The organism is Saccharopolyspora sp. ID03-671 (assembly GCF_045278815.1).
GTDB lineage: Bacteria > Actinomycetota > Actinomycetes > Mycobacteriales > Pseudonocardiaceae > Saccharopolyspora > Saccharopolyspora ipomoeae.
Genome location: NZ_CP134054.1, coordinates 6,763,509 through 6,787,597, shown reverse-complemented (window position 1 = coordinate 6,787,597; position 24,089 = coordinate 6,763,509). Strand labels below are relative to the sequence as shown.

General features: G+C 65.6%; 24 protein-coding genes and 1 CRISPR repeat array. Of the genes, 17 read left to right on the top strand and 7 right to left on the bottom strand.

Annotated features, from left to right (window positions below):
- Nucleotides 1-8 precede the first annotated feature (8 nt).
- The 5 genes from cas3 to REH65_RS31555 form a co-directional block, all read right to left on the bottom strand.
- Entirely contained in the window at nt 9-2,807 is a 2,799-nt protein-coding gene (gene cas3, locus REH65_RS31575; protein WP_406690391.1) for a CRISPR-associated helicase Cas3', read from the bottom strand.
- Nucleotides 2,808-3,291: 484 nt separating this feature from the next.
- Nucleotides 3,292-5,820: a CRISPR direct-repeat array (repeat unit 28 nt; unit sequence GGATCATCCCCGCCTGCGCGGGGAGCAC).
- A gap of 390 nt (nt 5,821-6,210) precedes the next feature.
- Nucleotides 6,211-6,606, bottom strand: coding sequence for a hypothetical protein (locus REH65_RS31570; protein ID WP_406690390.1), 396 nt, complete (start codon nt 6,604-6,606; stop codon nt 6,211-6,213).
- 57 nt (nt 6,607-6,663) lie between these two features.
- Nucleotides 6,664-7,806, bottom strand: coding sequence for a putative T7SS-secreted protein (locus REH65_RS31565; protein ID WP_406690389.1), 1,143 nt, complete (start codon nt 7,804-7,806; stop codon nt 6,664-6,666).
- 9 nt (nt 7,807-7,815) lie between these two features.
- Nucleotides 7,816-8,142, bottom strand: coding sequence for a hypothetical protein (locus REH65_RS31560; RefSeq protein WP_406690388.1), 327 nt, complete (start codon nt 8,140-8,142; stop codon nt 7,816-7,818).
- Nucleotides 8,143-8,311: 169 nt separating this feature from the next.
- Nucleotides 8,312-9,007, bottom strand: coding sequence for an HAD family hydrolase (locus REH65_RS31555; protein ID WP_406690387.1), 696 nt, complete (start codon nt 9,005-9,007; stop codon nt 8,312-8,314).
- A 16-nt stretch (nt 9,008-9,023) separates the two neighbouring features.
- On the opposite strand from REH65_RS31555, the gene REH65_RS31550 reads away from it, so the two are divergent.
- From REH65_RS31550 to REH65_RS31510, 9 genes are all read left to right on the top strand, one after another.
- Nucleotides 9,024-10,274, top strand: coding sequence for a helix-turn-helix domain-containing protein (locus tag REH65_RS31550; protein WP_406690386.1), 1,251 nt, complete (start codon nt 9,024-9,026; stop codon nt 10,272-10,274).
- A 93-nt stretch (nt 10,275-10,367) separates the two neighbouring features.
- Complete coding sequence (locus tag REH65_RS31545; protein WP_406690385.1) at nt 10,368-11,543, top strand: hypothetical protein; 1,176 nt, start codon at nt 10,368-10,370, stop codon at nt 11,541-11,543.
- A complete protein-coding gene (locus tag REH65_RS31540; RefSeq protein ID WP_406690384.1) occupies nt 11,540-12,100 on the top strand; it encodes a hypothetical protein in 561 nt (186 codons plus the stop codon). The genes REH65_RS31545 and REH65_RS31540 overlap by 4 nt, the downstream gene beginning before the upstream one ends.
- Entirely contained in the window at nt 12,097-12,888 is a 792-nt protein-coding gene (locus REH65_RS31535) for a hypothetical protein (RefSeq protein ID WP_406690383.1), read from the top strand. The genes REH65_RS31540 and REH65_RS31535 overlap by 4 nt, the downstream gene beginning before the upstream one ends.
- A 95-nt stretch (nt 12,889-12,983) precedes the next feature.
- Entirely contained in the window at nt 12,984-14,012 is a 1,029-nt protein-coding gene (locus REH65_RS31530; RefSeq protein WP_406690382.1) for a hypothetical protein, read from the top strand.
- Entirely contained in the window at nt 14,000-14,794 is a 795-nt protein-coding gene (locus REH65_RS31525) for a sugar phosphate nucleotidyltransferase (protein WP_406690381.1), read from the top strand. The genes REH65_RS31530 and REH65_RS31525 overlap by 13 nt, the downstream gene beginning before the upstream one ends.
- Entirely contained in the window at nt 14,791-15,441 is a 651-nt protein-coding gene (locus REH65_RS31520; protein ID WP_406690380.1) for an NUDIX domain-containing protein, read from the top strand. Before REH65_RS31525 ends, REH65_RS31520 begins: the two co-directional genes overlap by 4 nt.
- A 13-nt stretch (nt 15,442-15,454) precedes the next feature.
- On the top strand, nt 15,455-16,633 hold the full coding sequence (gene wecB, locus REH65_RS31515; RefSeq protein WP_406690379.1) for a non-hydrolyzing UDP-N-acetylglucosamine 2-epimerase: 1,179 nt from the start codon (nt 15,455-15,457) through the stop codon (nt 16,631-16,633).
- 386 nt (nt 16,634-17,019) lie between these two features.
- A complete protein-coding gene (locus REH65_RS31510) occupies nt 17,020-17,706 on the top strand; it encodes a hypothetical protein (protein WP_406690378.1) in 687 nt (228 codons plus the stop codon).
- A 129-nt stretch (nt 17,707-17,835) separates the two neighbouring features.
- Here the strand turns inward: REH65_RS31510 and REH65_RS31505 are convergent, their stop codons facing one another.
- Nucleotides 17,836-18,054, bottom strand: coding sequence for a DUF397 domain-containing protein (locus REH65_RS31505; protein ID WP_406690377.1), 219 nt, complete (start codon nt 18,052-18,054; stop codon nt 17,836-17,838).
- Between the two features lie 25 nt (nt 18,055-18,079).
- Entirely contained in the window at nt 18,080-18,886 is an 807-nt protein-coding gene (locus tag REH65_RS31500; RefSeq protein ID WP_406690376.1) for a helix-turn-helix domain-containing protein, read from the bottom strand.
- A gap of 446 nt (nt 18,887-19,332) precedes the next feature.
- Between REH65_RS31500 and REH65_RS31495 the strand changes: the two genes are divergently transcribed.
- The 8 genes from REH65_RS31495 (at nt 19,333) to REH65_RS31460 (ending at nt 24,085) form a co-directional block, all read left to right on the top strand.
- A complete protein-coding gene (locus REH65_RS31495) occupies nt 19,333-19,992 on the top strand; it encodes a hypothetical protein (protein WP_406690375.1) in 660 nt (219 codons plus the stop codon).
- Nucleotides 19,980-20,183: a hypothetical protein gene (locus REH65_RS31490; RefSeq protein WP_406690374.1), complete on the top strand. Its 204-nt coding sequence runs from the start codon at nt 19,980-19,982 to the stop codon at nt 20,181-20,183. The genes REH65_RS31495 and REH65_RS31490 overlap by 13 nt, the downstream gene beginning before the upstream one ends.
- Before the next feature lie 296 nt (nt 20,184-20,479).
- On the top strand, nt 20,480-20,659 hold the full coding sequence (locus REH65_RS31485; RefSeq protein WP_406690373.1) for a hypothetical protein: 180 nt from the start codon (nt 20,480-20,482) through the stop codon (nt 20,657-20,659).
- Nucleotides 20,660-20,976: 317 nt separating this feature from the next.
- Entirely contained in the window at nt 20,977-21,243 is a 267-nt protein-coding gene (locus tag REH65_RS31480; protein ID WP_406690372.1) for a hypothetical protein, read from the top strand.
- A gap of 37 nt (nt 21,244-21,280) precedes the next feature.
- Complete coding sequence (locus REH65_RS31475) at nt 21,281-21,541, top strand: hypothetical protein (protein ID WP_406690371.1); 261 nt, start codon at nt 21,281-21,283, stop codon at nt 21,539-21,541.
- A complete protein-coding gene (locus tag REH65_RS31470) occupies nt 21,538-22,329 on the top strand; it encodes a DddA-like double-stranded DNA deaminase toxin (RefSeq protein ID WP_406690370.1) in 792 nt (263 codons plus the stop codon). Before REH65_RS31475 ends, REH65_RS31470 begins: the two co-directional genes overlap by 4 nt.
- On the top strand, nt 22,326-23,171 hold the full coding sequence (locus REH65_RS31465) for an Imm1 family immunity protein (protein ID WP_406690369.1): 846 nt from the start codon (nt 22,326-22,328) through the stop codon (nt 23,169-23,171). Before REH65_RS31470 ends, REH65_RS31465 begins: the two co-directional genes overlap by 4 nt.
- Before the next feature lie 401 nt (nt 23,172-23,572).
- Nucleotides 23,573-24,085 (top strand): NUDIX domain-containing protein, encoded by a 513-nt coding sequence (locus REH65_RS31460; RefSeq protein WP_406690368.1) that lies wholly within the window; start codon nt 23,573-23,575, stop codon nt 24,083-24,085.
- The last annotated feature ends 4 nt before the right edge of the window (nt 24,086-24,089 follow it).

The window sequence follows — 24,089 nt, the reverse complement described above, 5'->3', positions numbered from 1 at the left end:
CCTCCAGCTCATGCGTCGTCGGTCGTGCTGAACACCTCCAGCCCCAGAGTCGGGGTGTAGCGGAAGCGGCGGCCGGCCAGTTCCCCTCGGCCGTTTTCGTCGATGACCAGCACCGGGGTCCGGTACAGCGACGGCGAGTACTCCCATTCCGGTGGCGTCGCCGCCCACAGTTCCTCTTCCGCGTCGGCGTTGCTGAATTCCAGCGGAAGCCGGAGCCCGCATGCGGCCAGGACCTGCGCAAGTTCCTCGCTTGGTGTCTCCTCGCGCGGCACCCTCAACTCCGCGCCGTCCGACAGCCACTCAGGCACCCGCCAGCGCCCGGCGTCGTCCTCACACACCACGATCGCCTCAAGCGTCGGTGCCCCGTCACGTACCTGTCCCTGGCCCTGCCCCTCGTCATCGGTGTCCCCGACATCGGCAGACACCCACCCCACGATCGCCTTACCCGGCTTGGAGGGCTCCGCGATCTGGAAATTGCCGGCCTTGTCTTCTCGGGCGCGGGTCTTCTCCTGTGACCGCGCAAGCGCCTCAGCACTCGCGTCCCGCCAGGCTTCGGGCTCGATCCGCTCGGCACCATAGGCCCGCTGGACCAACGTTGGGATGTCCCCAGGCAACGCGATCTGGCCGCCGAGGCGGGGCAACAGCACCGCCGCCGAGCGCAGTAATGCGTGCTCGCCGTAGATGTGGCGGGCGGCAGCGAGTTCGAATTCAGGAACCTCACCGGACAGATCAACTCCTGTCACGAGCGCGCGCGCCTGCCGCACCGGCTTGGGCCGCTTGTTCTGTCCCTCGCCTCGTTGGTGCCGGTGCAACCGGCCCATGCGCTGCAGCACGAGATCAATCGGGGCGAGGTCGGTGATCAGCAGGTCGAAGTCGACGTCCAGGGACTGCTCGATGACCTGCGAGGCCACGACGATATGCCTCCCGGGCCGTCGGGTGGCACGCGAGGGCGAGCCGAAGCGATCCAGCAAGGCACCGTCGGAGCGCATCCGGTCGGCAATCAGGAATTGCGAATGCGCGACCGTGACCTCGCCAGGAAACTGCTCTTCCAGCCGACGCGCGGTCGCCAGCACCCGCCGAACCGTGTTCCGCACGACCGCGGCGCACCCGCCATCGGCGAGGGTGTCCCGCAGCAGCGCGACCACCGCATCGAGATCGTCGTCGACCCCGCCGTCGAGAATCTCCAGGGCCACGTCCGTGCGCCGTCCCGACGGCTCGACCGCCCGCGTACGCACCTCCGCTCCCTCGGACCACGACACCACGGGATAGCCGATATCCCCGTTCAACGTGGACGGAATGTCGGGAAACTCGACCGGCTTCCCCTCGACTCCGAACCGATGACCTTCACGATAGGCCTCCAACAACGCGCGCCGCCGATCCGACGGCAAGGTCGCAGACAACGCCACAACCGGGACCCGATACGCCCCCAACCACGTCAACACCCGGGTCAGATACGAGTTCATGTACGCGTCGTAGGCGTGCACCTCGTCAAGGACCACGACCTTGCCTGCAAGCCCCAGATGCCGAAGCATCAAATGTCGCGATTTCAAGCCCGCGAACAGGAGCTGGTCAACCGTGCCGACCATGAAGTTCGCCAGCGACGCCTTCTTCCGGCCCGACAGCCACGAGTGCACCGCCACCGCATGCCGCCGCCCACCGTGCGCGTCGTCCCGACCAACCTCGATCCGCGATCCACGTACAAGGCCCTGAAAAAGCCGATTGAACCGAGCCTTTCCATGTCCGAGCGTGATCGCGCCTGCAACCTGCTGGCCGTCATCACCCAACGCGTCCAGCCAGTCGACAACCCGAGCGAACATCGCATCGCTGGTCGCCTGCGTCGGCAACGCCACGAACACCCCGCCCGCGCCCCACTTCGCCGCCATGATCTCGCTCGCGGCCAACGCCGCCTCGGTCTTACCCTCCCCCATCGGCGCCTCGACGATCATCAGCCCGGGTTCGGCCGCGTTCTTCGCGACCTCACACGCGGCGTGCTGCACCGGGCGCGGTTGCGCTTCCTTCGGAAGTGCGAAGCGCGTCCGGAACAACTCGCCTACTTGCTCCGGCACACCGCCTGGCCGCCACGGTTCAGGCAACCGCAGTCGACCCAGCGCACGCGCTACCCGTTGAGGGTCGTCGATCACCTCGGGCAGGTCGTCCCGCAGGTACGGCAGCAGCTCCTCGTTACTGACGATCCAATCCGCCACGATCACCAAACCGGTCACCAACACCTGGAACCCCGCCGACAGCATCACGTTCTGCCACCGCTGCAGAAACCGGGCGGCGCCCGTGGTTGCTGCCACGCGTTCCAACAGCTCGGTCTGCACATCCCGCCAGGTATGGGTGCCGTAACACTCCTCGTAGAACTCCGGAGAGTTCATCTCGGTCACCGGATCCGGAGGCGCACCGTGATGCCCACCCAGCACCACTCCCCAACATCGCGCCCGGCCCCGACTCCACCCATTTGCGGTCAACCACTCGATCAGAATGTGGTGCCCGGCCAGCGAATGATGCACAAGCCGGCGGTCCACAAGGTCCCGCTTCGACGGCGGACTGTACAGACCACGATCACGCATACGCTGCGCCAACGTGTCGTGCTGGATCGCGAACGCGGGCGTGGCCTTACCGATATCGTGCGCGCCGGCAAGAAACACCACCGCGGTCCGCGCCTCCTCGACGCTGCCGCCGAACTCCGCAGCGAGCCTCCGCACCACCGACGGCGCCAACCAACGATCGAACAACAACCCCGCCATCGATGCGGCATCGTCCATATGCCGCCACAACGGCAGCCACTCACCCTCCGCGTTCACGGATTTCGCCCACACCGACCGAGCAGCCCGACTCAACCCAGAGCCCGCTTCAGAAACCCCTGTCACCGTCCACCACACCAGTACCAGAACAAACGATCAGTTACCGCAGCACGCTGCCACAAGCCCCCGACAAAAAATGACGGAACCGACTACGCCATCCGTGCGGTCTTGCCATTGATCACTGAGCACGGACCGTGAGAGAGGCTCAGCCCGGCTGCGTGAGACCTCCTGGTGAACAAAATCAGCAACCCGTCCGGACGTCTTCGGAACCCAGCACGCCCAGCAGGGTGTTGTCGCCCCCGGCAATCATCCCCGCCTACGCAGGGAGCACGGCTGGACCCCGACCCAGCCCCCGCACCACACCGGATCATCCCCGCCTGCGCGGGGAGCACCACCGGCACCTCAGCAACCCGCAAACCCACGACGGATCATCCCGCCTGCGCGGGGAGCACCTGGTTCTGCGACTGACCAGGCTTCTCCAGCTCGGATCATCCCCGCCTGCGCGGGGAGCACGCCGCGGCCGCGTCCCCCAGATCCTGCCCCCGCGGATCATCCCCGCCTGCGCGGGGAGTACCTGGTTCTGCGACTGACCAGGCTTCTCCAGCTCGGATCATCCCCGCCTGCGCGGGGAGCACGCCGGGGTGTCCATCGGCGCACGCACCGTCGACGGATCATCCCCGCCTGCGCGGGGAGCACTTCGAGCCCCGGAACGGCGCACGCCGGTTCCGGGGATCATCCCCGCCTGCGCGGGGAGCACGCTGCCGGGCGCGCCGGGCAGCAGGGGGCGTACGGATCATCCCCGCCTGCGCGGGGAGCACTTCGAGCCCCGGAACGGCGCACGCCGGTTCCGGGGATCATCCCCGCCTGCGCGGGGAGCACGACAAGATGGACCCGGTCGACGCCAGCCAGGCGGGATCATCCCCGCCTGCGCGGGGAGCACGCCGTCGTCGTCTTACCCGTGCCGGGTTTCAAGGGATCATCCCCGCCTGCGCGGGGAGCACCCCGCCTTCGACTTCGTTTCCTTCTCGGCCGCCGGATCATCCCCGCCTGCGCGGGGAGCACCCCCAGAACTCCGCCAGGCGCTCGGCCGTGGCCGGATCATCCCCGCCTGCGCGGGGAGCACAGCTCGACGTTGACCGCGACGAGTACGCGGGTCGGATCATCCCCGCCTGCGCGGGGAGCACGACCCGATCGCCTCGGGGACCTGGCCCATCGAGGGATCATCCCCGCCTGCGCGGGGAGCACCACGACGTGATCCTCAACTTGTTGCCGTTGAGCGGATCATCCCCGCCTGCGCGGGGAGCACATCTCCTTCTGTCGGAGAAGTAGGTTCGCTATCGGATCATCCCCGCCTGCGCGGGGAGCACTCCTGCCGCTGGTGCACCGGCCTCTGGGTCGCCGGATCATCCCCGCCTGCGCGGGGAGCACGTCACCTTCTCGTCCTTCGGGCCCTTGGTCAGCGGATCATCCCCGCCTGCGCGGGGAGCACGCGAAGCAACGCCGCTCGCGTGACGGGAGGTTCGGATCATCCCCGCCTGCGCGGGGAGCACGTCGACCGCGACACGCCAGTCCCGCCCCAGAGCGGATCATCCCCGCATGCGCGGGGAGCACATCCTGTCGCCAGCGCCCGCCCTCGGGGCGCCGGGATCATCCCCGCATGCGCGGGGAGCACTGGACCGGCGCGGCGTTGGGCGAGCGGTTCGGCGGATCATCCCCGCATGCGCGGGGAGCACCACTACCCGATCCCCTGAACGGAGCTGGACGCCGGATCATCCCCGCATGCGCGGGGAGCACCGGACACACCTTGGACAGACCCCCGGACAGGCCGGATCATCCCCGCATGCGCGGGGAGCACGAGCTGGACGACGGATCGACCCACCGCAAACACGGATCATCCCCGCATGCGCGGGGAGCACGCGCCGGTCTCGCCGATCACCGCCAGGTGCAGCGGATCATCCCCGCATGCGCGGGGAGCACCCAGCAGCGATACACCCCGGCTTCCAGGGTCACGGATCATCCCCGCATGCGCGGGGAGCACGCCGGGTCAGCGACGAGCAGGTGCTCGACCAGCGGATCATCCCCGCATGCGCGGGGAGCACGTGATCGTGGCCCCCGCCGGAACCGGGAAGAGCGGATCATCCCCGCATGCGCGGGGAGCACTCAGTCTGGGGGGTGGGCGTCTCGCCCTTGCTCGGATCATCCCCGCATGCGCGGGGAGCACGTCTCCTCAAGCTTGTTGAGCGGCATCGGCAACGGATCATCCCCGCATGCGCGGGGAGCACACGACGTGACGTCGTTGCGGGCGGTGGTGGTGGGATCATCCCCGCATGCGCGGGGAGCACGCCGAGGCGCCTGACCTGAACGTCACGCCCGTGGGATCATCCCCGCATGCGCGGGGAGCACGTCCGGACCATCAGGTATGGCCGGTCACCCAGTGGATCATCCCCGCATGCGCGGGGAGCACACCAGCACCAACGTCACGTGGAACACCGCTGCTGGATCATCCCCGCATGCGCGGGGAGCACAGCTCCTCGCGCCGAATCCCACCCATGTCGGGGGGATCATCCCCGCATGCGCGGGGAGCACGTGGCGTTCAACTACTCGCGCCACCTCACCGAGGGATCATCCCCGCATGCGCGGGGAGCACCCCTGAACCGCCAGAGGCGAACTCAGGCTGAAAGGATCATCCCCGCATGCGCGGGGAGCACGAGCGCGAGCAGATCAGGGTGAACCGCCGAACCGGATCATCCCCGCATGCGCGGGGAGCACGCTCGGTGATTTCCCGAGGGTGCGGACGCCGGCGGATCATCCCCGCATGCGCGGGGAGCACCCCATGGCCGCGTTCAACGCATCCGTTGCGGCCGGATCATCCCCGCATGCGCGGGGAGCACTTCCTTCAGCCGGGCGTTCTCGTCGGTCAGCGCGGATCATCCCCGCATGCGCGGGGAGCACGAAGGGCGCGGCGAACTCGTCGACGTACAGGACGGATCATCCCCGCATGCGCGGGGAGCACACTTCTTGACCAGGGGCGTTGCTCCGTGGAAGCTTGCATTTCATTCAACTCATACTTCGATCGGCTGCGGCCCAGGTGAGCATCGCCGATAGCGCTTCCCCTCCGTGTGCCCGGACGTCCGCGCCGCAGTCGATGGATCATGCTCGCTTCCTTCAGCAGGCCACTCGCTCACTCGATGATGACGGTGGAGGCACCACGAACCCGTCCTTGGCGGGAATCAACTGGACCAGGGGCTCACGAAACGTGACGCTGATCGCGATCTTCGACGACCACTACGAGCACATCGCACCGAAGCCAAGAAGGAAGCCGACCTCCAAGGACTCTGGCACCGCACTTTCTCCGCAGGAGCCTTCAACCCCATCGCTGAGTCAGCGGGAGGGCACTGAAGGTTCACCGATGGGTGTCGGGGTCGTATTCCTCGATCGCGCATCCGTCGAGGTTGCCCTGGCGGAAGATGTCGAGCGCTGCATCGGAAACGACCAGGCGTCCTCGGGGCGTGAGCCCCACATCGTCGTGGCCTGCTGTGCCGGTGACGAAAAGCCAGCGGAACTCAGGAAACTCGGTCAGCCCGTGGCGTTCGAGGCGTTCGTGGGCCTCTTCGCCGTAGGTGATCTCGACTCCACGAATCTCAAACGCGCCGAGTCCGGAACCCGCCAGGGCCGCGGCCATCTTCTCGGTCAAGAGGAAGCACGGGTGAGCGGTGATCAGGTCATCCCCGAACCAGTTGTCGATCTCGTAGTAGAGGGTCCCCTCCACCCGGGGTGGGCGGACCGAGGTGTCCAGCACGGTCTCGTCCGCTAGGGCGCCGGGAACGTCGGGTCGCAGCCGATAGAACATGATCACCTACCGTACGGGTGGGTTGAACTGGTGACCGAACTTGTTATCGATCTCAGTCGCCTTGTCCAACAGGTCCTGCTTACTGGGGTTCGGGTTGTCGATGTAGAACTCGTCCCACTCCGACCGGATCTTGCGCAGGTGCACATCACCGTTGATCTCTTTCGGGATCCCCCGGAGATTATCAAGGGAATGCATCTCATTCGGGGTGATGTCCAGCTCCGGGTACTGCTTTTTCATCGCCTGCTGCTCGACCGCGTGATGCACCCACACCTTGCCCTTGAGATCGGGGTAGGCGTCGAAGAAGTTCGCCCGGTAAGCGTCTCGGCCGATGCGGTCGGACCAGCCGAAGCGGGCCTTCTCCCCAACCGCGAGTGCTTCACCGATCTTCGTGGCCGCTTTGCCGAGCTTGGAGCCGCCTGCGGCCCAGCCGGCGAACGGGACTGCGGCCGCCGCGGTCAGCGCCGCTTCCGTACCCCGACCTTGCAGGGCATACACCCCGGCGTGGGCCAGGTCGACGGCATCGCCGATAACCGGGATGAACCCGGCCGCGTCGGTCAGCGCGTGCGCGACGGTTTCGCCGGTGGACTCCTCGTCCTCCGTCGGCACCGCCTCAGCCATCCCGTTGAGCGCCTTCGCCGACTCATCAGCGACCGCTTCGAGCTGCTGACGTGCACGCTCCAGCAACTCACGCGCCGCCTGCCGATACTCCTCCCCCGGATCCTGAAACACCGGAGGCAACGCACCCGGAGCAGCGCGACCCGAGTTGAACTCAGCGACCGCCTGATCATGGGCCTGGCCGGCCTGCCGGGTCAGCTGTTGGCCACGGCGGTAGAGCTCCGCGGCGTTGTTGGCCTGCATCTGGGCCCAGCCCAGGCAATTCGCGTAACTCTCGACAGCTTGCGCGCCATAGGCCAGCGCGTCGCCGAGCTTGAGCCACCTCGGCCACTGGTTCGCGTTGTCGGCGGCATAGGCCTCATAAGCCGGCCCCGTCCACGCACCCGTATCAATGCGCTTGAGGGCCTCGGCGTCGGCGATCACATCGGTCGCGCGGTCCCGCAGCACCTGCGCATACCGGTACAGGGCCTCCACCTTGCCGGGAACGAGTTCGTCACCGCGCTCGGCCTCGCCCAACTCCTGGCGGTCAACCATCCCCGTGCCCTAGAAGTGCTCGTCCATCGCCGCGGCAGCCGGATCGCCGCCGAGGTGCTGCATCGCGGCGTGATCGGCTTCCCGGTAGGTGGTGGCCGCCTCGGACAGGCCTTGCCCGGTGTCCTCGGCCTTGTCCACCAGGTAGTCGATGCCCTCGCTCACGGTTTCGCAGAACGACACGAGCGCCTCGCACATCACGTCGCTGCCGATCGTCTGCGCATTGCCGTCACACAGCTCCGCGAGTTCCGTGGCGTTCTGGTCAGCAGCGATCTCCCCCATCGCCCTCGCTGCCGCCTCCAAGACCTCGACGTCGACGTGAAACCCCGGCCCGTCCAACAGTCACGCCCCCACACAGCACGCCTACGCCTCGTGATCTTCAACGAGACCGCGCGGGAGCGTAACTGCTGGCGTCGAGCCGGTGCGGCCGTGGTCGCCACACATCGCCCAAATGGAGCAGCACCCAGACAAGCACACGCCTGGACCTCGCCCGGCGCCGGCTCTCAAGTTAGAACGTGCTCGGGTTCGGGATTTCCGCGAGGCTGCTCACCACGGTCGCAGCACCAGCGGCCTGTAGGTCGAGGACGGTGAACTTGCCGGTGGACACAGCGATGATCTGAGCGCCCGCAGTGAGTGCGGCTTCGACGTCGCTGGGGGTATCTCCGATCAGGATCACCTGGTGTGCCGCGATTACCTCGCCGAGCTCGTCGGCTGCGCGGACACGGGCGATGTGTACGAGTTCGGCGCGGTCAGGGTGGTCGTCGCCGTAAGCCCCGATCGACGTGTCGAGATAGGCGGTGAGCCCGAAGGTATCGAGCTTGATGCGGGCGACCTCGGTGGTATTGCCGGTGAGCACACTTTGGTGGACACAGGGGGTCTCGGTGAGTGCCTGGAGCGCCTCCCGCGCGCCGGGCAGGACGCGGCCTCGTTCTCGCAGTTCGTCTTGGGCGGCGCGGTAGCCGTCAGCGAGGGCGTTCGCCAGGTCGCCTACGGCCTGGCCGGTGGGTTCGATGCCGTGGAGCCGAAGGGTGTCGTGGATGATGTCCAGCTCCGTGCGTCCGTGCACGGTGGCGAGTTCACGCAACGCCTGGCCGGTCACCCGGGGAAAGACTCGCTGGTAGATCTCACGCCCCACCCCGCGGCTTTCGATCAAGGTGTGGTCGATGTCCCAGAGCACCAAACGCGTCCGACCGTCGACTTTCATCGGTCCAGTTTCGCAGGTGATCGATGCCGTAGCATCACCCTGGGACGTCTGGTCAGACTGGGGCAGCGGCATGGTCGATCAACTTGCGCTAGACGTGGGCGACCGAGTTCGGTTCCACCGACTCGCCAGTAAGAAGACGCAGGTGGTGATCGCCGGCTTGGCCGGGATCACCACCGATTACCTCTACCAGATCGAGCGGGGTAAGAAACTCCCCACTGTCGCGGTACTAGTGTTGATCGCCAATGCGCTCGGTGTGCCACCAGCATCTCTGATCCAGGGAAGCCCCCGGGAACCGGTCTCCCAGACCCACCACGCTGCGGGTGAGGCCCTTCACCGGGCCATGACGCTGCCTCCGGCCATTGATGCAGAACCGCTGCCGGTCACTGACCTTCGCGTTCAAATCAACAAGGCATGGTGGATCTGGCAATCGTCACCGACACGATATAGCCAGGTCAGTAGGCTTCTTCCCCGGTTAATCGGGGAGGTCGAGCAGCTGCTCGGCCCCGCAAGTGACGCGGGTCACCTCGGAGACGGCTACCGTGCCGCTGCCGATCTCTACGGGTTGACGCGCACTGTTGCCAAACGGACAGGCCGCGTGGATCTGGCGTTGCTCGCCGCCGACCGGTCCCTGCGCGCGGCGCGGGCCAGTGGCGATGCTCGTCGCATTGGCGCGGCGCACTGGAACCTGGCTCATGCGGCACTGGCCGAAGGTCATCACGATGTGGCCGAGGACATCGCGATGACCGCGGCCGAAGAGCTCCGGAACAGCTCGGGCCCTGAGCCGGCAGCCGTACACGGTTCGCTGATCCTCGTCGCGGGTGTGGCCGCAGTGCGTCGTCGGGCGCTGTGGACGGCACGGGAGCGGATCCGGTCGGTGGCGCCGGTGGCGTGGAAGACCGCGGAATGCAACACCTTGTGGACGGCCTTCGGGCCCACCAACGTGGCGATGCATACGGTGAGCATCGAGGCTGAAGCCGGTGAAACCAGGCAGGCGTCCGAGCTCGCCGAGAGCATCGACTACGAGCGTTCACCTTCGATCGAGCGCCGCGTTGCCTTCCTCCTCGAACAGGCACGGGCGTTCCAACGCAGCAAGGACTACGGCAGCGCATTGGTGATCCTGCAGAGCGCGGCACGTGACGCACCCGAAGACGTCGCCTACCGGCCCGCTGCACAGAGCGTCTTGAACGAGGTCATCCGCAACGCCAGGCGCACCACCGCCAAGGAGGCAGCTCGCCTCGCCGACAGACTGGGTATTCATCCCGACTGAACCCCGACCGCTGGGCTACCCGGACGGACAGCTCGGGTTACCAGTGGGTAATCGCAATAGGTTCCTCCGCATAACAGATGTGAGGAGGAACTGATGGCTGACGTCGCAGATCCGGGAACATCAGCAGTCGAGTCCGGCACGGGTCACGCCCGGACGTGGACACCGATCGTTGATCAGCACGCCACATGGATCGCGCTCAATCCAGTGCAGGGCTGCCCGAAAAGGTGCACGTACTGCTTCCTCAACGAGCGTGGTCAAACGGCCGTGCCACCGAAGCACCTCGTTTCTGCGGCACGGTCGGTGGAGTTGCTGCTGAACTCCTCGTTCTACGCACCACCGCGTCCGGTCGCGCTGTACACGTGGACCGACGTGATGGCCCTACCCGACTCGCGCCGCCACCTGGCCGAACTGCTGGAAGAACTCGTTCGGCGGAAAGTGCCCAACCCGATCATCCTGATCACGAAATGCCATGTTCCCGACGACACCCTCGCGACCATCGCAACTGCTCGGAAGCGGGGCTTGACCGTCTTGGTGTACCTGAGCTACTCCGGTCTTGGACGCGACATCGAGCGAGGGATCCGGCACGAGGCCCTCGCCGAGAACTTCCCGAGGTTGGCCGAGGCCGGGATTCCGATCGTGCACTACTGGCGGCCGGCATTCCCGGACTCAGCCGACCCGGACACGATGCACCGAGTCCTCGACCACGCGGCGCGCTACGCACGCTGCACGATCGCGGCCGGACTGAAGGTCGAAAAAGACGCCCTCACGCGGCTGGCGCAGGTCTGGCCCGAGCTCACGGCCAGGCCGGAGGTGACCGAGGCCGAAGGGGTGTATCCCCGCGCGTTCTGGGAGTTCATCCACCGCACCTGGCAGTTGAACCCCGACTATCCTCTTTTCCACACCAACTCGTGCGCCCTGGCATTCGTCCTGGACCAGCCGGAGTCCTTCGGCATCTTCGGCAGTGAGGTGTGCCGGGTGCGCAACCACTGTCCGATCGCCCAGCGCGAGCGCTGCACCGTCGCCGATGCCCAGCGGCCCGAGCTAACGACCGACGCTATCGACGCGGCCTTGGCCCGCAGGGGCTTGTCCTGGACCCCGTACACCGTGGCCGATGGCAGCCGTGAGGTGGTCATCGATGCGACGATCGATACGAGCCTCGCCGCAGCGCTGACGCAGGACCTCGGCGTTCGGGTACGAGTCCGTAGGAACGGTACCGACGCGTACTGGAGCAGCGGTACCGCTGGGGCAACGCCTGTGGTCCTCGGATGACCAGCACCGCGCTCAGCGATCACCTGCACGAGGTGCTTCCGGAAGTCCAGCGCCTGCGCCAGCGATTCGCGGCAACCGCGCCACAGCAATGGGATGCGGTCACCGCGGCGGCCGAACTGTCCGCGCAGGTCGGACACCTGAGCCTGTGCCTGCTCCGTCAGCACGGTACCGATGTTTCTGACTACGACGATCCGCACCGTCCGATCGTCGATATCGGAGACGAGTTGGCCGACATCGTGCTCGCGGCCTTGAGTATCCCCGTGCTCGCGCACTTCGAACCCGCGACACCCAACCGCAGTCCGCAAGCAACCAATGACGTCGAGGCCCTTCTTCGGCTGCTCGTAGCCGCTGGCGGACTGTCGGAGGCGGCCATGGTCCACCACCGGTACCGGCATCGCACCGAAGGCACACCGCGGACTCTGTCAACAGCCTCTGCATCTGTCATCGCGGCATGTGACGAGCTCGCCCGCCAGCTCGGACTCAACCCCATCGGTGAGTTCCGCGCGATGGTCAACACCGCCGACCAGTTCCTCAACGAGCGAACAGGAACTTCATGAGTTGCCAGGGTGAATTCAGCACCCACCGCCGTGCGGGCACCGACGTCACCAAGTTCGCCAACGGCTCCCACCCCGCCGGCGGCAGGTTCGTCGATGCCATGACCTCAACCGGCGCCGCAGGGATGCATTCGTACCTCGACTCCCTGCAATCGGCCGGTGTGCGCCTTGCAGACGATCTACACGTCGTTTCCTCCCGTCCATTGACGGTCCGACACCGGTGGATGCCCGGCCCCACACTGCTCGATGACTCCAGCCAATCCGACCCTACGGCCTTCGCCGAGGCCATCGCCGAAATCGGCCATTGGGTATGCGCTCTCGAGGGAACCGACGCCCGAATCGACACCAACCTCGCCAACTTCTGCCTCGAAAATGGCAGGCCGGTTCTGGTCGACGTGCTGCCACCACTGGTGCCGAGCGTGTGCCCCACCCCAGTGACTCGATTCGAGGAGCTGTTTGACGTCCTGTGCTTCGACACCCCCGTCGTGCTCGACGCCCTTATCAGCTACGCCCTGCGTGCACTCCTGAGTGCCCACCCTGACGCAGCACGGGCACTCCTCCCAGTCCATGAGGAAATCCCCACCGGCGCACCCGATCCGGGCTTTCCCGCCCTGTGGTTCCACGCCCGACGTGCGCTCGCCGTCCGAGCGGCCAAGGGCGAAGTCGACGTCGCGAGCGTCCACGAGTTCTTCGCTCTCACCTCGGTGCTGGGTTTCAAACAACTCGATGAGTTCCACCGGTATCAGCGCATTCGTTCGGTCGCACGCCGACTCCGGGAGTCCCAGCGATGACCACTCGATCCGAAGTGACCCGAACCTTCCATCTAGGGGACCTCGCAGTCACCCTCACAGCACCCATGCCCTGGGCGCAGCGCCAACACGAGTACTTGGAGCAGTACCTGCCCGCCCCGTGTCTCGGCGATGACAATCTCGGCACGTTCCACTTGGCCATGTACCCCTACGAAGCTCAATTCCGCGAGCTCACCCGACTCATCCGGCAAGCGCCTGATACACAGCGAATCGAGCCAATACCAGGAGTGATGCTACTCGAGGCACGCGAACCCTCTGGTGCACGCAACTACGCGGTGAAAGCAGACGCGCTAGAGCACCAAGTCGATGCCTACGCCGTCCGCGTGCACCATCGGAACATCGAGCTCTACCTGCCTCGCGGAGCTCGCGACGGTTACCCGCTGCGATTGATGCGCGAAGCGATGCTGCGGACCCACGAAGATCACGGGGGCACGGTCTTCCACGCGGGCGGCGCCGACCTCGCAGGCCACGGAGTCCTGATATGCGGTCCCCGTTCCGCAGGCAAGACCACGTTGCTGACACAGCTGATTCGCGCTACGCGGGCGGCTGTGTTGTCCAATGATCGCGTGATCGTGCAGCCCAGCGGGCGCATGGTCGCCGTCCCCTTACCGGTACCGGTCGCCAGAGGCACCCTGGAGTCCGTCCCCGAACTCACCCAAGCAGCCTCCACCTCGTCTCGCCCTCAACCCGCAGTAGCGCAGCTACCCCGGCGTTTCGGGACAGCGAAGAAGGCGGCGTTCACCGCCCGCGAATACGCCAGCGCGTTGAACACATCGATCACCGCGGAATCGTGGCTCAACACCATCCTCGTTCCGCGCCTCAGCGACAGCACCGAACCACTCCGCCTCCGAACGTTGTCGGAAGCCGAGACCGAGGACACCCTGCGAGCCAATTGCTTCACACCGCACGACGAGTTCTGGCAGCGGCCCTGGCTCGTACCACGCACAACCCCGGACGCGGACCTGCAAGGCCGTTCCCTCCAGCTCATCAGAGGTCTCGTAACCCGGGTCGCCTGCGTGGAAATCCGATTCGGGATCCGCAACTCGCCAGAAGAGCTCACACGAGCGCTCGCCAACCTCAGCTGGAGCCCAGCATGCCCACAGTAGGCTTTCCCGCGGTGGTCACCGCCGCAGGCGCCGCCACCCGGTTCCGTCCCTTCTCCGACATCGTGCCCAAAGAAATGCTGCCACTGGGGCGCACCCCCGCCGTAGAACACGTCGTCATCGAGTGCCTGGAGGCCGGAGCCACCGAGGTCATCGTCGTGACCCGCCCAGGCGACCGCATCGTCTCCGGCCACATGCACGCCCTCCGTGCCGAGGGCCTGCCCGTGAGCACCGTCGAGGAAGACCTCAGCCACGGCTACGGCAATGCCACTCCACTGCTCACCCTCCGAGAGCGGCTCACCAAGACCACCATGTTCGCCGTCGCCTTCGGCGACGACATACTCCTCGCCGAGCCACGCCCGGGTTACAACCTCGCCACCATGCACCGCATGTGCGCCGATACCGAGGCCGTCGTGGCAGCCGCACACGTGGACCCGAGCGAAACCCGGTCCTTCGGCATCATCGACATCGACTCCGACGAACGACTCCTCAGAATTAGACAGCGTCCCGCTCCCGCGGCCGTGACCGAGCCCCTGGCCGTGGTGTCACGTCTGCTGCTACGGCCTTCCATCCTCGACCGGCTCCGGCCCTCCGATCTGGCTGGTGGCGAAGTCGACCTCGGCATCGCAACCAGCCAACTCGCCACTGAAGAACACGTCGGTGTGCACCGCATCGCGGGACACTGGGTCACCGTCGGCGATCCACACCGCTACCACCACACGCTCACCACCTACTGGAACCTCAACCCCAACGAACTACCGGCAACAGGAGCTCAACAGCCGTGACCTTGATCGACATCTTCAACGACCGCTACGAGCACATCGGCACCGAGGACAAGAAGGAGGCGCATCGCCAGGGACTCTGGCACCGCACCTTCTCCGCACTGGCACTCAACCCCCACACCCGCCGAATCCTCCTCCAGAAGAAGACTCCCGGGCGTTACACCTTCGACCGGCCCGACCACGCCGACATCACCGTGGGCGGGCACTACCACGCTGGCGAAACCATCCGCGATGGCGTCCGCGAAATCCACGAGGAACTCGGTCTCCCCACCACCTACGTCGATCTGCACCCCATCGGCGTGCGACAGACCGCCGCCACCCTCGCGCCGGACTACATCGAACGCGAGTTCCAGCACTGGCACCTCCTCCCGCTCGACGTCGACATCGAAGAGATCCCACTCGCTGACGCCGAAGTTTCCGGACTCGTCGAACTCGACCTGGACGACGCCACCGCTCTCGCCGACGGCACCCGCGACAAAACGTCAGCCCGGTTCGCCACCCGTACCGAACACGGCCTGAAATACACCGAAGGCGTCCTCGCCCGGACCGATCTCGTGCCCAACTACCTCGCTCTCGACCAGCTTTACCTACGCCTGTTCATCGCCGCCCGCCGCTACAGCGACGGCGAGCGAACACACCTCTTCTGGTAGTGGAAGGCAAGACATGCGCATCGCGGTCGTGGTGGGCACCCGCCCCGAATCCATCAAACTCGCCCCAGTCGTTCACACCCTCGGGCCTGAGGCCTTCACCATCCACACCGGTCAACACCACACCGCCGGCATGACCGGCCACATACACCCAGACTTCACCCTCAGCCCGCACCGCGACGCGCCCAGAGGACAACAGCTCGGGTCGATGACCGCCGAGCTAGATCGGGTCTTCCGCCGGTACCGCCCCGCCGCCGTCATCGTGCAAGGCGACACCACGTCAGCCCTCGCAGGAGGACTCGCCGCCAACGCCACCGACACCCCCTTGGTTCACGTCGAAGCCGGACTCCGCAGCTTCGATCGCACCATGCCCGAAGAACACAATCGCATCCTGCTCGATCACCTCAGTGACCTGGCGTGCGCGCCCACACCCCAGGCCCACACCAACCTCCGAGCCGAGAACATCCCCCCAGACCGGATCACCATCACCGGGAACACCATTGTCGAGGCTATCCAGAATGCGCTCCCCGGCGCCCGACGAGGGGAAATACTCCGCGCCGAGCTCGGCCTCCCAACGGGTCCCTTTACTCTGGCAACGCTCCACCGCCCCGAAAACACCGACAACCCAACCGCTCTAGCGATAATCCTCAGCGAGCTCTCCGCCATCGACATCCCCGTCGTCATTCCGCTGCACCCCAGAACGCAGCGACGAATCATCCACTCCGGACTTGACACACCACGGCCGAACCTCCGGATGACCGGACCACTTGAGTACCCGGACCTGCTGGCGTTGATCCACCAATCGGCACTGGTGATCTCCGATTCCGGGGGTATCCAGGAGGAATCGGCCGTCCTCAAATCCCCAATTCTCATCATCCGCCGTAGTAATGAGCGTCCGGAGGTCGAGGACACCTTCGGCACCCGGCTGCACCAGGACGGGCCGATCAGCTCTACCGCCAATACGTGGATCTACCACCGTACCCACATCAATGCCAGACTCGCCGAACTCCCGTCGCCCTACGGCGACGGCACAGCCTCCACACAGATCGCACAGGCGACGAAGGCCTTGCTCATGTCGTACGGGAAGTCCCAAGACAGCAGAACCAGAGTTACTCCCGCTCGAAATCCGGCCAGCGTGGCGGCAGCCCAGCACGATCAGCGACGGAACCCCCGAGCCGATCAACCGTTACCGTGACCGCTTCGTCCTCCCGCTCCCGCATGTCGAACCCGCGGTTAGAACCAGAGACCGTGTGGAAATCGCGGCAACCCCCGTGAAACAGCGCTCGATCGTGCCGATCTCGTACGACACCACGACATTCTAGTCTCAGCCCGCTAGGGCGAGCCTGCCCAGACGGATGCTGCTCCCTCCACATTCCGGAGACCAGACAGAGCGCAGGGCACATCAATTCCGCCCGACGGAGCGTGGTGAATCAGTTATTGTCACGGGGGTGGAAATTTCAATGCGGCACTCCCCGATGGTCAAATTCACACTTGTCGATGGCCCTTCACTCTAATGGAAGCCGACGAGGTCCGGGATCTCCACGACCCCGACGGCCGACGCGGGTCGTGAGCGTGAATCAGATGCTGGTCGTGTGGTATCGCTCCGGAGAGGTCTTCGCGCATCCATCGATCACCCCAGAGGCGTTCGAAGCGAACTTGCGCCAGCGGTATAACGAGTCGGGTGTCGAGTGCCTGACCCACCAATTCCCGCTCCCGGGCAGGGGAGAACATGCGGGTGAGCCTTGGCCTGCAGAGTTCGCAGAACTACTTGACGAGTTCCCGGGCCTCGACCAGTTGGTCGACGACATCGGCAGGCTTTGGGCCGGGGCGCTGTACCACACGATCACCGCCAGCTCATCCCTGCAGCAGGAGATGACCGAGCGTCTGACACGCGGTCTGGATCGCCCACCAGCCACCGCACACGAGTGGGATGTGCTATGGGAGCTGAGTGGGTACTTCACTGCGAGCGAATCGATTCGCAACGCCCAGAACCCCAACGATAACCTGTTGCTTCCGGTAACCAGGCGGGAGTGGGAGGGACTGCGTGGATCCTTCAACTTCCAGGACGAGCACTCCTACGACAGGAAGCCGCACGAGCTCGTCACCCGCGACCTACTGAGGGTGATTGAACACCGAATGAGACTCGCCGACGGCACCGAACCCGACGAGTTGTCCCAGATCATGGCCCGCGACGACGCATACAACGGCCGCATGCGTGCGGTGGTGGGGTGGGCTCCCCGGATGCGGGGCCTTCTAGAGGAAGCTTAAGAAGCTGACAACTCGGAGATCTCCTGAGCCAGAGTCAGTCAGTCCTTTCAGTCCTGTCAGTAGACGAGCCCCCGTCGCCGCCGGCGGCGACGGGGGCTCGTGTCTCGGGCGGCTACTACCCGATGTGGATCAGTCGGGCAGGTCGCCGCGCCGGACGGCGTCGACGAAACTTGCCCACGCTGCACGGGAAACGGCGAGGGTGTCCCGGTTCGGGTTGCCCGCCTGCTTGGTGTCGCGGATGCCCGTCACCGTGCCATCCGGGTTGAACCCGACCTCGACGCACTCGGCGTTCGGGTTGCTCCGGGAGGACTTCCGCCACCCGGTGAATTGCTGGTTGGGGTTGGGCATAGCGCCCCTGCCTTTCTCTCTCGCTTCACAGTGCCCCGGCCGCGTTGGCGATCATCGCTCGCGAGCCCTCCTGGTCGAGCGCTACCGCGTCCAGCTGGGACAACCCCACCGTATAAGCCTCGACATCGGCGGGCGTGTCCTGGTAGACGGCACCCTGCAGGTTCTCCACGTACACGAAGCCGGGAACGTCCTCGTCCGGAAACTGCAACATGACAAACGACCCGAACATCCCGGTGTGCGCTCCGGCCGCGAATGGGACGACCCGGATCGACACATGGTCGGCGCGGGACGCCTCAACGAGTCGTTCGAGCTGTTCGCGCATGACGTCGGCACCGCCGACGGGGCGCCGGAGGATCGACTCATTGAGGAAGTACTTCATTTCCGGCGGGTCATCTCGATTGACTTCCTCTTGCCGCTTCATTCGGAATTCAACTCGCTGCGCAAGTTGCTCCTCCGACAAATCCGGCTTAAGTGCTCGGGTGCTCGCCTCGACATAGGCGGCCGTTTGCAGCTGCCCCGGAACCCACTCGGATTGATAAGACCAAATGGTCGCCGCATCCGCCTCCTGCCCAACGAATGACAGAAAGTATTCCGGTGTGGTCTCGCGGTATTGCGTCCACCAACCCCGCTGGTTCGCGGCGCGGGCGAGTTCGACGAGCGTGTTCGTGGTCCCAGCGTCAGCGCCGTAGAGCGTGCATAGCAGCCGAACGGACGGCGGCTTGATCGCTTGTTTGCCGAGCTCGATCTTGCTCACGGTCGGCGCTTGCACTTCGAGCCAGTCGGCGGCGTCGTCGCGGGTCTTGCCCGCGTCGTTGCGGAGCTGCCGGAGCATCGCGCCGAGTTGCCGTCGGCGCACGGACGGACCGCGTCGCGTGGTAGCGCGCCCACCTGTCGACATGAGACCTCCACTCGATCATGACCGGCGCACAGTCTGTCACGCCCGGTTGCCATCGGAACGTTCTCGTCCGATCGGGTGTATCAAGCCTAGGACTTTCCCGGGACCGATTGCTATAGGAACGTTCCTCGTGTCATTGTTCCTGACGTGACCGGTCGTTGGTAGGAACGTTCCGCCGCCGCCACTCGAAGGGGGTGCCCCATGACAGACCTAGTCACCATCACGGCGCTGTTGATCTTTGCCGGAACTCTGTTCGCCGGCTCGGTCCTCGACGCCGTGCGCGATTCCGCTTGGTGGCGGGAGGTCCGCAGGTGAGCGCCCCGCAACTAGACCTCGACCCCGTGCGGTCGCGATTCAGTGAGCGCCGATTGCGGCGAGCGCCCTTGATCGCCGCCGCGTTCCGGTCCCGCGTGGGAGGCCGATCCCCCGAGTACGCGGCGCCGCACGGGGCCTCGCCCGGTGTTACCGACCCCCACGACGACGCCGGGCGGGTCATTCCGTCGGCCGGAGCAGGCGACCGCGAGCGCTTGTCTCCGGCCGACGGCCCCCGTTCCAACTCGAAGGAATCGACCATGCGCATGGTTCTTGCTCGGGCTCGCCACCGTGCCGTGACCGGCGACCCGTCAGCCGATGGTCCGACGGAAGTGCACGCATACGAGGTCGTCGAGGGCACCGACAAATGGGTGTCGGTCTGCGGGACGAACTCGATCTCGCCGGACGACGTCAAGGAGGTCGAGGCGTTCAGCAGCAGCCCGTGCCTGGCGTGTTGGGGCGTGTTCATCCTGTCGAGCAACGTCGAGCCAGTCGAGCGTGACGAACGGCCCACACGAGTGATCGAGGCGGAACCCGTCAGAGTGTCCGCCGTTCAGCGCTACGCGATGTCTTGGCGGGGTCCCTTCGTGCATCTGGTCACGCCCGACGCGGTCATGGGCAAGGTCGACGACCGGACTCACGTGGTCGGGCTCTGCGGCGGCATTGGCACGCCCCTGCCCGGCCGGGGTGGATACCCGGTGTGCGAGGGGTGTGCCCAGTGGCTGAGATGACGAACGAATTCCTCGCGGGCGTGGCTTTGCTTGAGGAGGCGGCGCGCCGACTCAACGCCTACGCCGACACCGTCGAGGCATACGACGACGAGCGGTATTCGCTGATCGTCGACGCCGCGAACAACATCGAAGGGCGTGCGGACCTTCTAAGGCGCATGGAACACCAGCACAGCGCGGAGGTCGTTGCGTGATCGAGGCGCTTCTATTCGCGGTGTTCGCGTTGGCCACGGCCGCGGTTTGTGCGGTCTCGGCAGCGCCCTACTACCCACCCGACGAGACGTCCCGTCGGCCGACTGACGCGCCCTGTCAGCCGGCGGGATCGCCTGGTCGGCGGTGACGCCGTCGGCCGGGCCCTGACTCCGTCGTCGGCGTAACGACCCCCAACCGCGCCGACGGCGGCACGGCCTGCCCTTCCCGGGAGTGTGCGTTCGCTAACTGGGAAGGGCGGGCCGGATCCATTTCGTCTACCGGGGGAAGGAAGTGCAGTATGCCGTCTGAGATCACGCACAAGACGGGGTTCTCTCCGGGGAAGTACCTCGGGGTGCTGTTGCTCGCCCTGCTGTTCGGCTGGCTCATGGGGATCAACGGCGTGGGCTTGGACGCTGACGCCGCCTCGCCGATGGATCAGGCGAGCGTGCCCGCTCCCTGCTCAGCGGCGACGCCGTGAGTCCGCCGGAGCTCGTGGCGCCTCGGCCCGGCGCCTCTCTGGCGTGGGCCGGAGAGATCCCGAACGACCATGCCGACGCGGCGGATCTGCTCGACGTGACCGTTCCAAGCATCCCCGTAGTGCGGCGGGGGAACCGGACCATCTGGGATGCAGCAAGTGCACCGAGTCGGGACTCGGTCGCGGAGTCCGACGCACGGAAGGCCGCTCCGCAGTGGGGTTCGTACCGGCCCGTGACGCTCGAGCTGCTGCGTGAGGTCCTTGCCGGGCTCCGGCGAATCTGAAAACCAACCACACCACAACAACGAAGGTCGCAGTTCGTGAACGTTGAAGAGCTCAAGGCCCAATTGAACTCGATAGAGAAACAAATGCTGGACGAAATCGTCGGACCCGCGGCGCAAATTGAGGATGCGTTCGAGCGGATTTTCTTGCGGGTGCAGACGCTCACGTACGGCACCTACGACGCGGGCGGCAACATCAACGAGGCGTTACGCGAGCTCAGCGAAGGCAGGGCGCAGGCCGGGGATCTCTGCGGTTACGAGAACCGAGTGATCCTCGCGCTCCAGTCCTACACCCAAAACCTGTGACCGGTACCGGAAACCACGATTGGATCGGTGAGTGATCATGTCCGGAGTTGAAGAGATCCGCGCTGGGATCGCCCTCGCGAGTGAGCACGGGCGGGAAGCGTACGCAGCGATTCAGCAGGCGAAAACGAAGCTCGAAGTGGCGCAGGGCTCGTTAAGGCAGCTCACGGAAGGCACCACGCAGGAGGAGGTGCGAGCGGCGTCCGGCGGGCTCGCGGAAGCACTCCAGTCCCTCGACGGGGTTCAGGGAATCGTGGATGCGAGTATCACGGCCGCAGAGGGCTACGCTTCGCGGCTGTGAGCGCGCTCGAAGAGGTCCTGTCCGCCCTTCGCCAGGCTGTGAGCCAGGCTCAGGCGGCGCGGGCCGACGTGTCGGCGGCGTTGGACCAGTGGGACCAGCGCGGTTCAGTGCTTAAGTGGTGGTTGACGGGCACCGCCGACGCGAAGGCGCTGGACGTGCTGGCCAACCACGGGACCACGGCCGACGAGCTGCGGGCAGTGTGGCAGCAGGTCGGGGCGGCGGTCGAGGTGGTCGAGCGCTACATCCGGGACTTGGAAGGGGCGGCGCCGTCCGGTGCCGCCCCCGGCGGAGGCGGCGACCAAGGCGACGCGTCGCCAGCACCACCGAAACAGCCGCCCCCGGTGACCTCCTCTGACGGGAGCCAGTACCCAGCGGAAGCGGCATGGGTAGCCGACATGATGCCGCGCCGGGTGCGCGAAGGTCAGCAGGGGGAAAAGACGTACGGATTTGTCAACGGGTCTCTAGCCGATCAGTTCACTTCCGGTGCCGACGGCACGTGGTCGCCCTATGTTGAAGAGCGAATGCAACGACTTGGCGTCAAGGCGGATACGGCGAAGTTCTTTAGCAGGCACGTGGAGATGAAGGTTGCGGCGATGATGATCCAGCGCGGGCAGCAACAGAGCGAGGTCGTGATTAACCACGTTCCGTGTGGATCCCAACCGCATCATCGGTCGCCAGGGTGCCACCAAGCACTTGAGCGGTTCTTGCCGAAGGGACACACCTTGACCGTCCACGGCACAACACAGCAGGGTAAGCCCTATTCCCACACCTACAGGGGGAAAGCGTGACCATTACTGTAAACCTACTGCAAGCCGAGGAGATCGTGTTTGCCGAGGGAACACCCGTCGAGGATGTTGTTTCGGAGCTTCGAGAGGTCGGCGGGCAGACCAGCAAGCACGACAAAACCGGGTTCGCCTGGCGATTCCCTGTGCGCCGGAGCATGGATATCTTCGAGTCCGTTGATGAACTGTACGTAGGTATCCGGGGCGAGGTCGGCACTCTGCTGTGGTCCGGCGAATCGGAATCGTGTGTGCCGACGAGCGGCGAGTTCAGCCATTGGGTTGAATACTTCTCGCCGACCGGGTACGAAACTGGAGTCTTCCGCAACGCGGACGGGGTCGACCTTCCACTTGAAACCGTGCTCGATGCCGTGCGTGAGTTCGCTCGCACCGGACAGCGTCCAACGTGCATCGCGTGGATTGACGCAGACGACGTGACCGAGTACCCCGCGCCGAAAACGAACACCGGCGAAATCTACGTGACCCCAGGCATGGACGCCGACGATGTCCTAGCGAAGATGACGCCGGAGGATCGCCCCCGTTCCTGGCGTCTGTTTCTCGCCGATGACGAGACAGATGTTCGTCTCCGCACGGACAGCCCACCGATGTTGTGGTTCGGTCTCGACACCGAGGAGCGCGGGTTCCTGCTGTGGGAAGACCTGGGCGGCCGGTACATGCCAGCACACGGCGACGATGAGTCGTCGCATTCGTACTTCGCGCTCGGCGACACGGTCACCGGAATTCCGGCGCGCTCGATGCTACCCAGCGATGAGGTGCAGCAGGCGATTCGTGAAGCTGTTTCGACGCGTCAACGCCCGACCTCCGTCGAGTGGGTCGAACGCCGTTCCTGATCGGACAGGGCACCCGCATACGGAACGCCCCCGGACCTCCCCCGCGAAGCGAGTAACACGGGGAGATCCGGGGGCGTTCTTGTACCCGGCGTAGCCGACCGGGCGTTATTCCGCGAGTCGTGTCGGCGGCGGTGCTGGGACGAGCGGCGTCCCGTCCAGCGTCTTCAGCGCCGCCGACGGGATCACCTTACGACGGGGTCCACCGGGTGAGGGCGACCGACACGAGGCCCCCTGAGTTCCGGACCAGACCGCGCCGATTCGTCCAATGTGGCCACTCGGGGCCACAAACATCACTCGCTGTCGGAGGCCTGTGGCAGATTGCCATCGGCAGTTCGAGCCCTTCGCACTTGCACCGACCTCCAAGACCCAAAACCAGAAGAACGACAAACGGGGAGTTCAATATGGCCAAGAACGACGCGCCACCCATCGCAGAGACCGACGCGCACCCATTGCTCGTGGCAGCTGTGATTGTCCATGACGTCACTGCGAACCAGGTTCTCCTCATCCAGCGTGGCCCGGAAGCGAAATTCGCCCCGTCACACTTTGACCTTCCCATTGGCAAAGCACATGCGGCCGAGCCGATCGTAGCTACGGCGGTACGTGAACTCCGCGAGGAAACCGGATTGATCGTCACTTCGGACTCACTCTCCTTAACAGGAGCTATTCACGGAGCGTGGGGAGTAGCAGCACCGGAAGGGTTCCTAGCGCTGACCTTTGCCACCCAAACTTGGACGGGCGACGCTGTTAACGCCGAACCCCATAAACACTCTGACGTAATCTGGTGCCCTACAGGTCAAATCCCTCACCTCTTCGTGCCAACGACACGACAGGCCTTACTTTCATACCTTAACTCAGATACTCACGTGGTCCTCAACGGTTTTTCGGCTTTGGATGCACCAGCCGAATCCCGTTGATCTG

Coding starts and splice junctions, on each gene's coding strand:
- REH65_RS31565 (WP_406690389.1), bottom strand. CDS start 7,806: ATGGTTGACCGCCAGGAGTTGGGCGAGGCCGAGCGCGGTGACGAACTC.
- REH65_RS31555 (WP_406690387.1), bottom strand. CDS start 9,007: ATGAAAGTCGACGGTCGGACGCGTTTGGTGCTCTGGGACATCGACCAC.
- REH65_RS31545 (WP_406690385.1), top strand. CDS start 10,368: ATGGCTGACGTCGCAGATCCGGGAACATCAGCAGTCGAGTCCGGCACG.
- REH65_RS31540 (WP_406690384.1), top strand. CDS start 11,540: ATGACCAGCACCGCGCTCAGCGATCACCTGCACGAGGTGCTTCCGGAA.
- REH65_RS31535 (WP_406690383.1), top strand. CDS start 12,097: ATGAGTTGCCAGGGTGAATTCAGCACCCACCGCCGTGCGGGCACCGAC.
- REH65_RS31525 (WP_406690381.1), top strand. CDS start 14,000: ATGCCCACAGTAGGCTTTCCCGCGGTGGTCACCGCCGCAGGCGCCGCC.
- wecB (WP_406690379.1), top strand. CDS start 15,455: ATGCGCATCGCGGTCGTGGTGGGCACCCGCCCCGAATCCATCAAACTC.
- REH65_RS31510 (WP_406690378.1), top strand. CDS start 17,020: ATGCTGGTCGTGTGGTATCGCTCCGGAGAGGTCTTCGCGCATCCATCG.
- REH65_RS31505 (WP_406690377.1), bottom strand. CDS start 18,054: ATGCCCAACCCCAACCAGCAATTCACCGGGTGGCGGAAGTCCTCCCGG.
- REH65_RS31500 (WP_406690376.1), bottom strand. CDS start 18,886: ATGCTCCGGCAGCTCCGCAACGACGCGGGCAAGACCCGCGACGACGCC.
- REH65_RS31485 (WP_406690373.1), top strand. CDS start 20,480: ATGCCGTCTGAGATCACGCACAAGACGGGGTTCTCTCCGGGGAAGTAC.
- REH65_RS31475 (WP_406690371.1), top strand. CDS start 21,281: ATGTCCGGAGTTGAAGAGATCCGCGCTGGGATCGCCCTCGCGAGTGAG.
- REH65_RS31460 (WP_406690368.1), top strand. CDS start 23,573: ATGGCCAAGAACGACGCGCCACCCATCGCAGAGACCGACGCGCACCCA.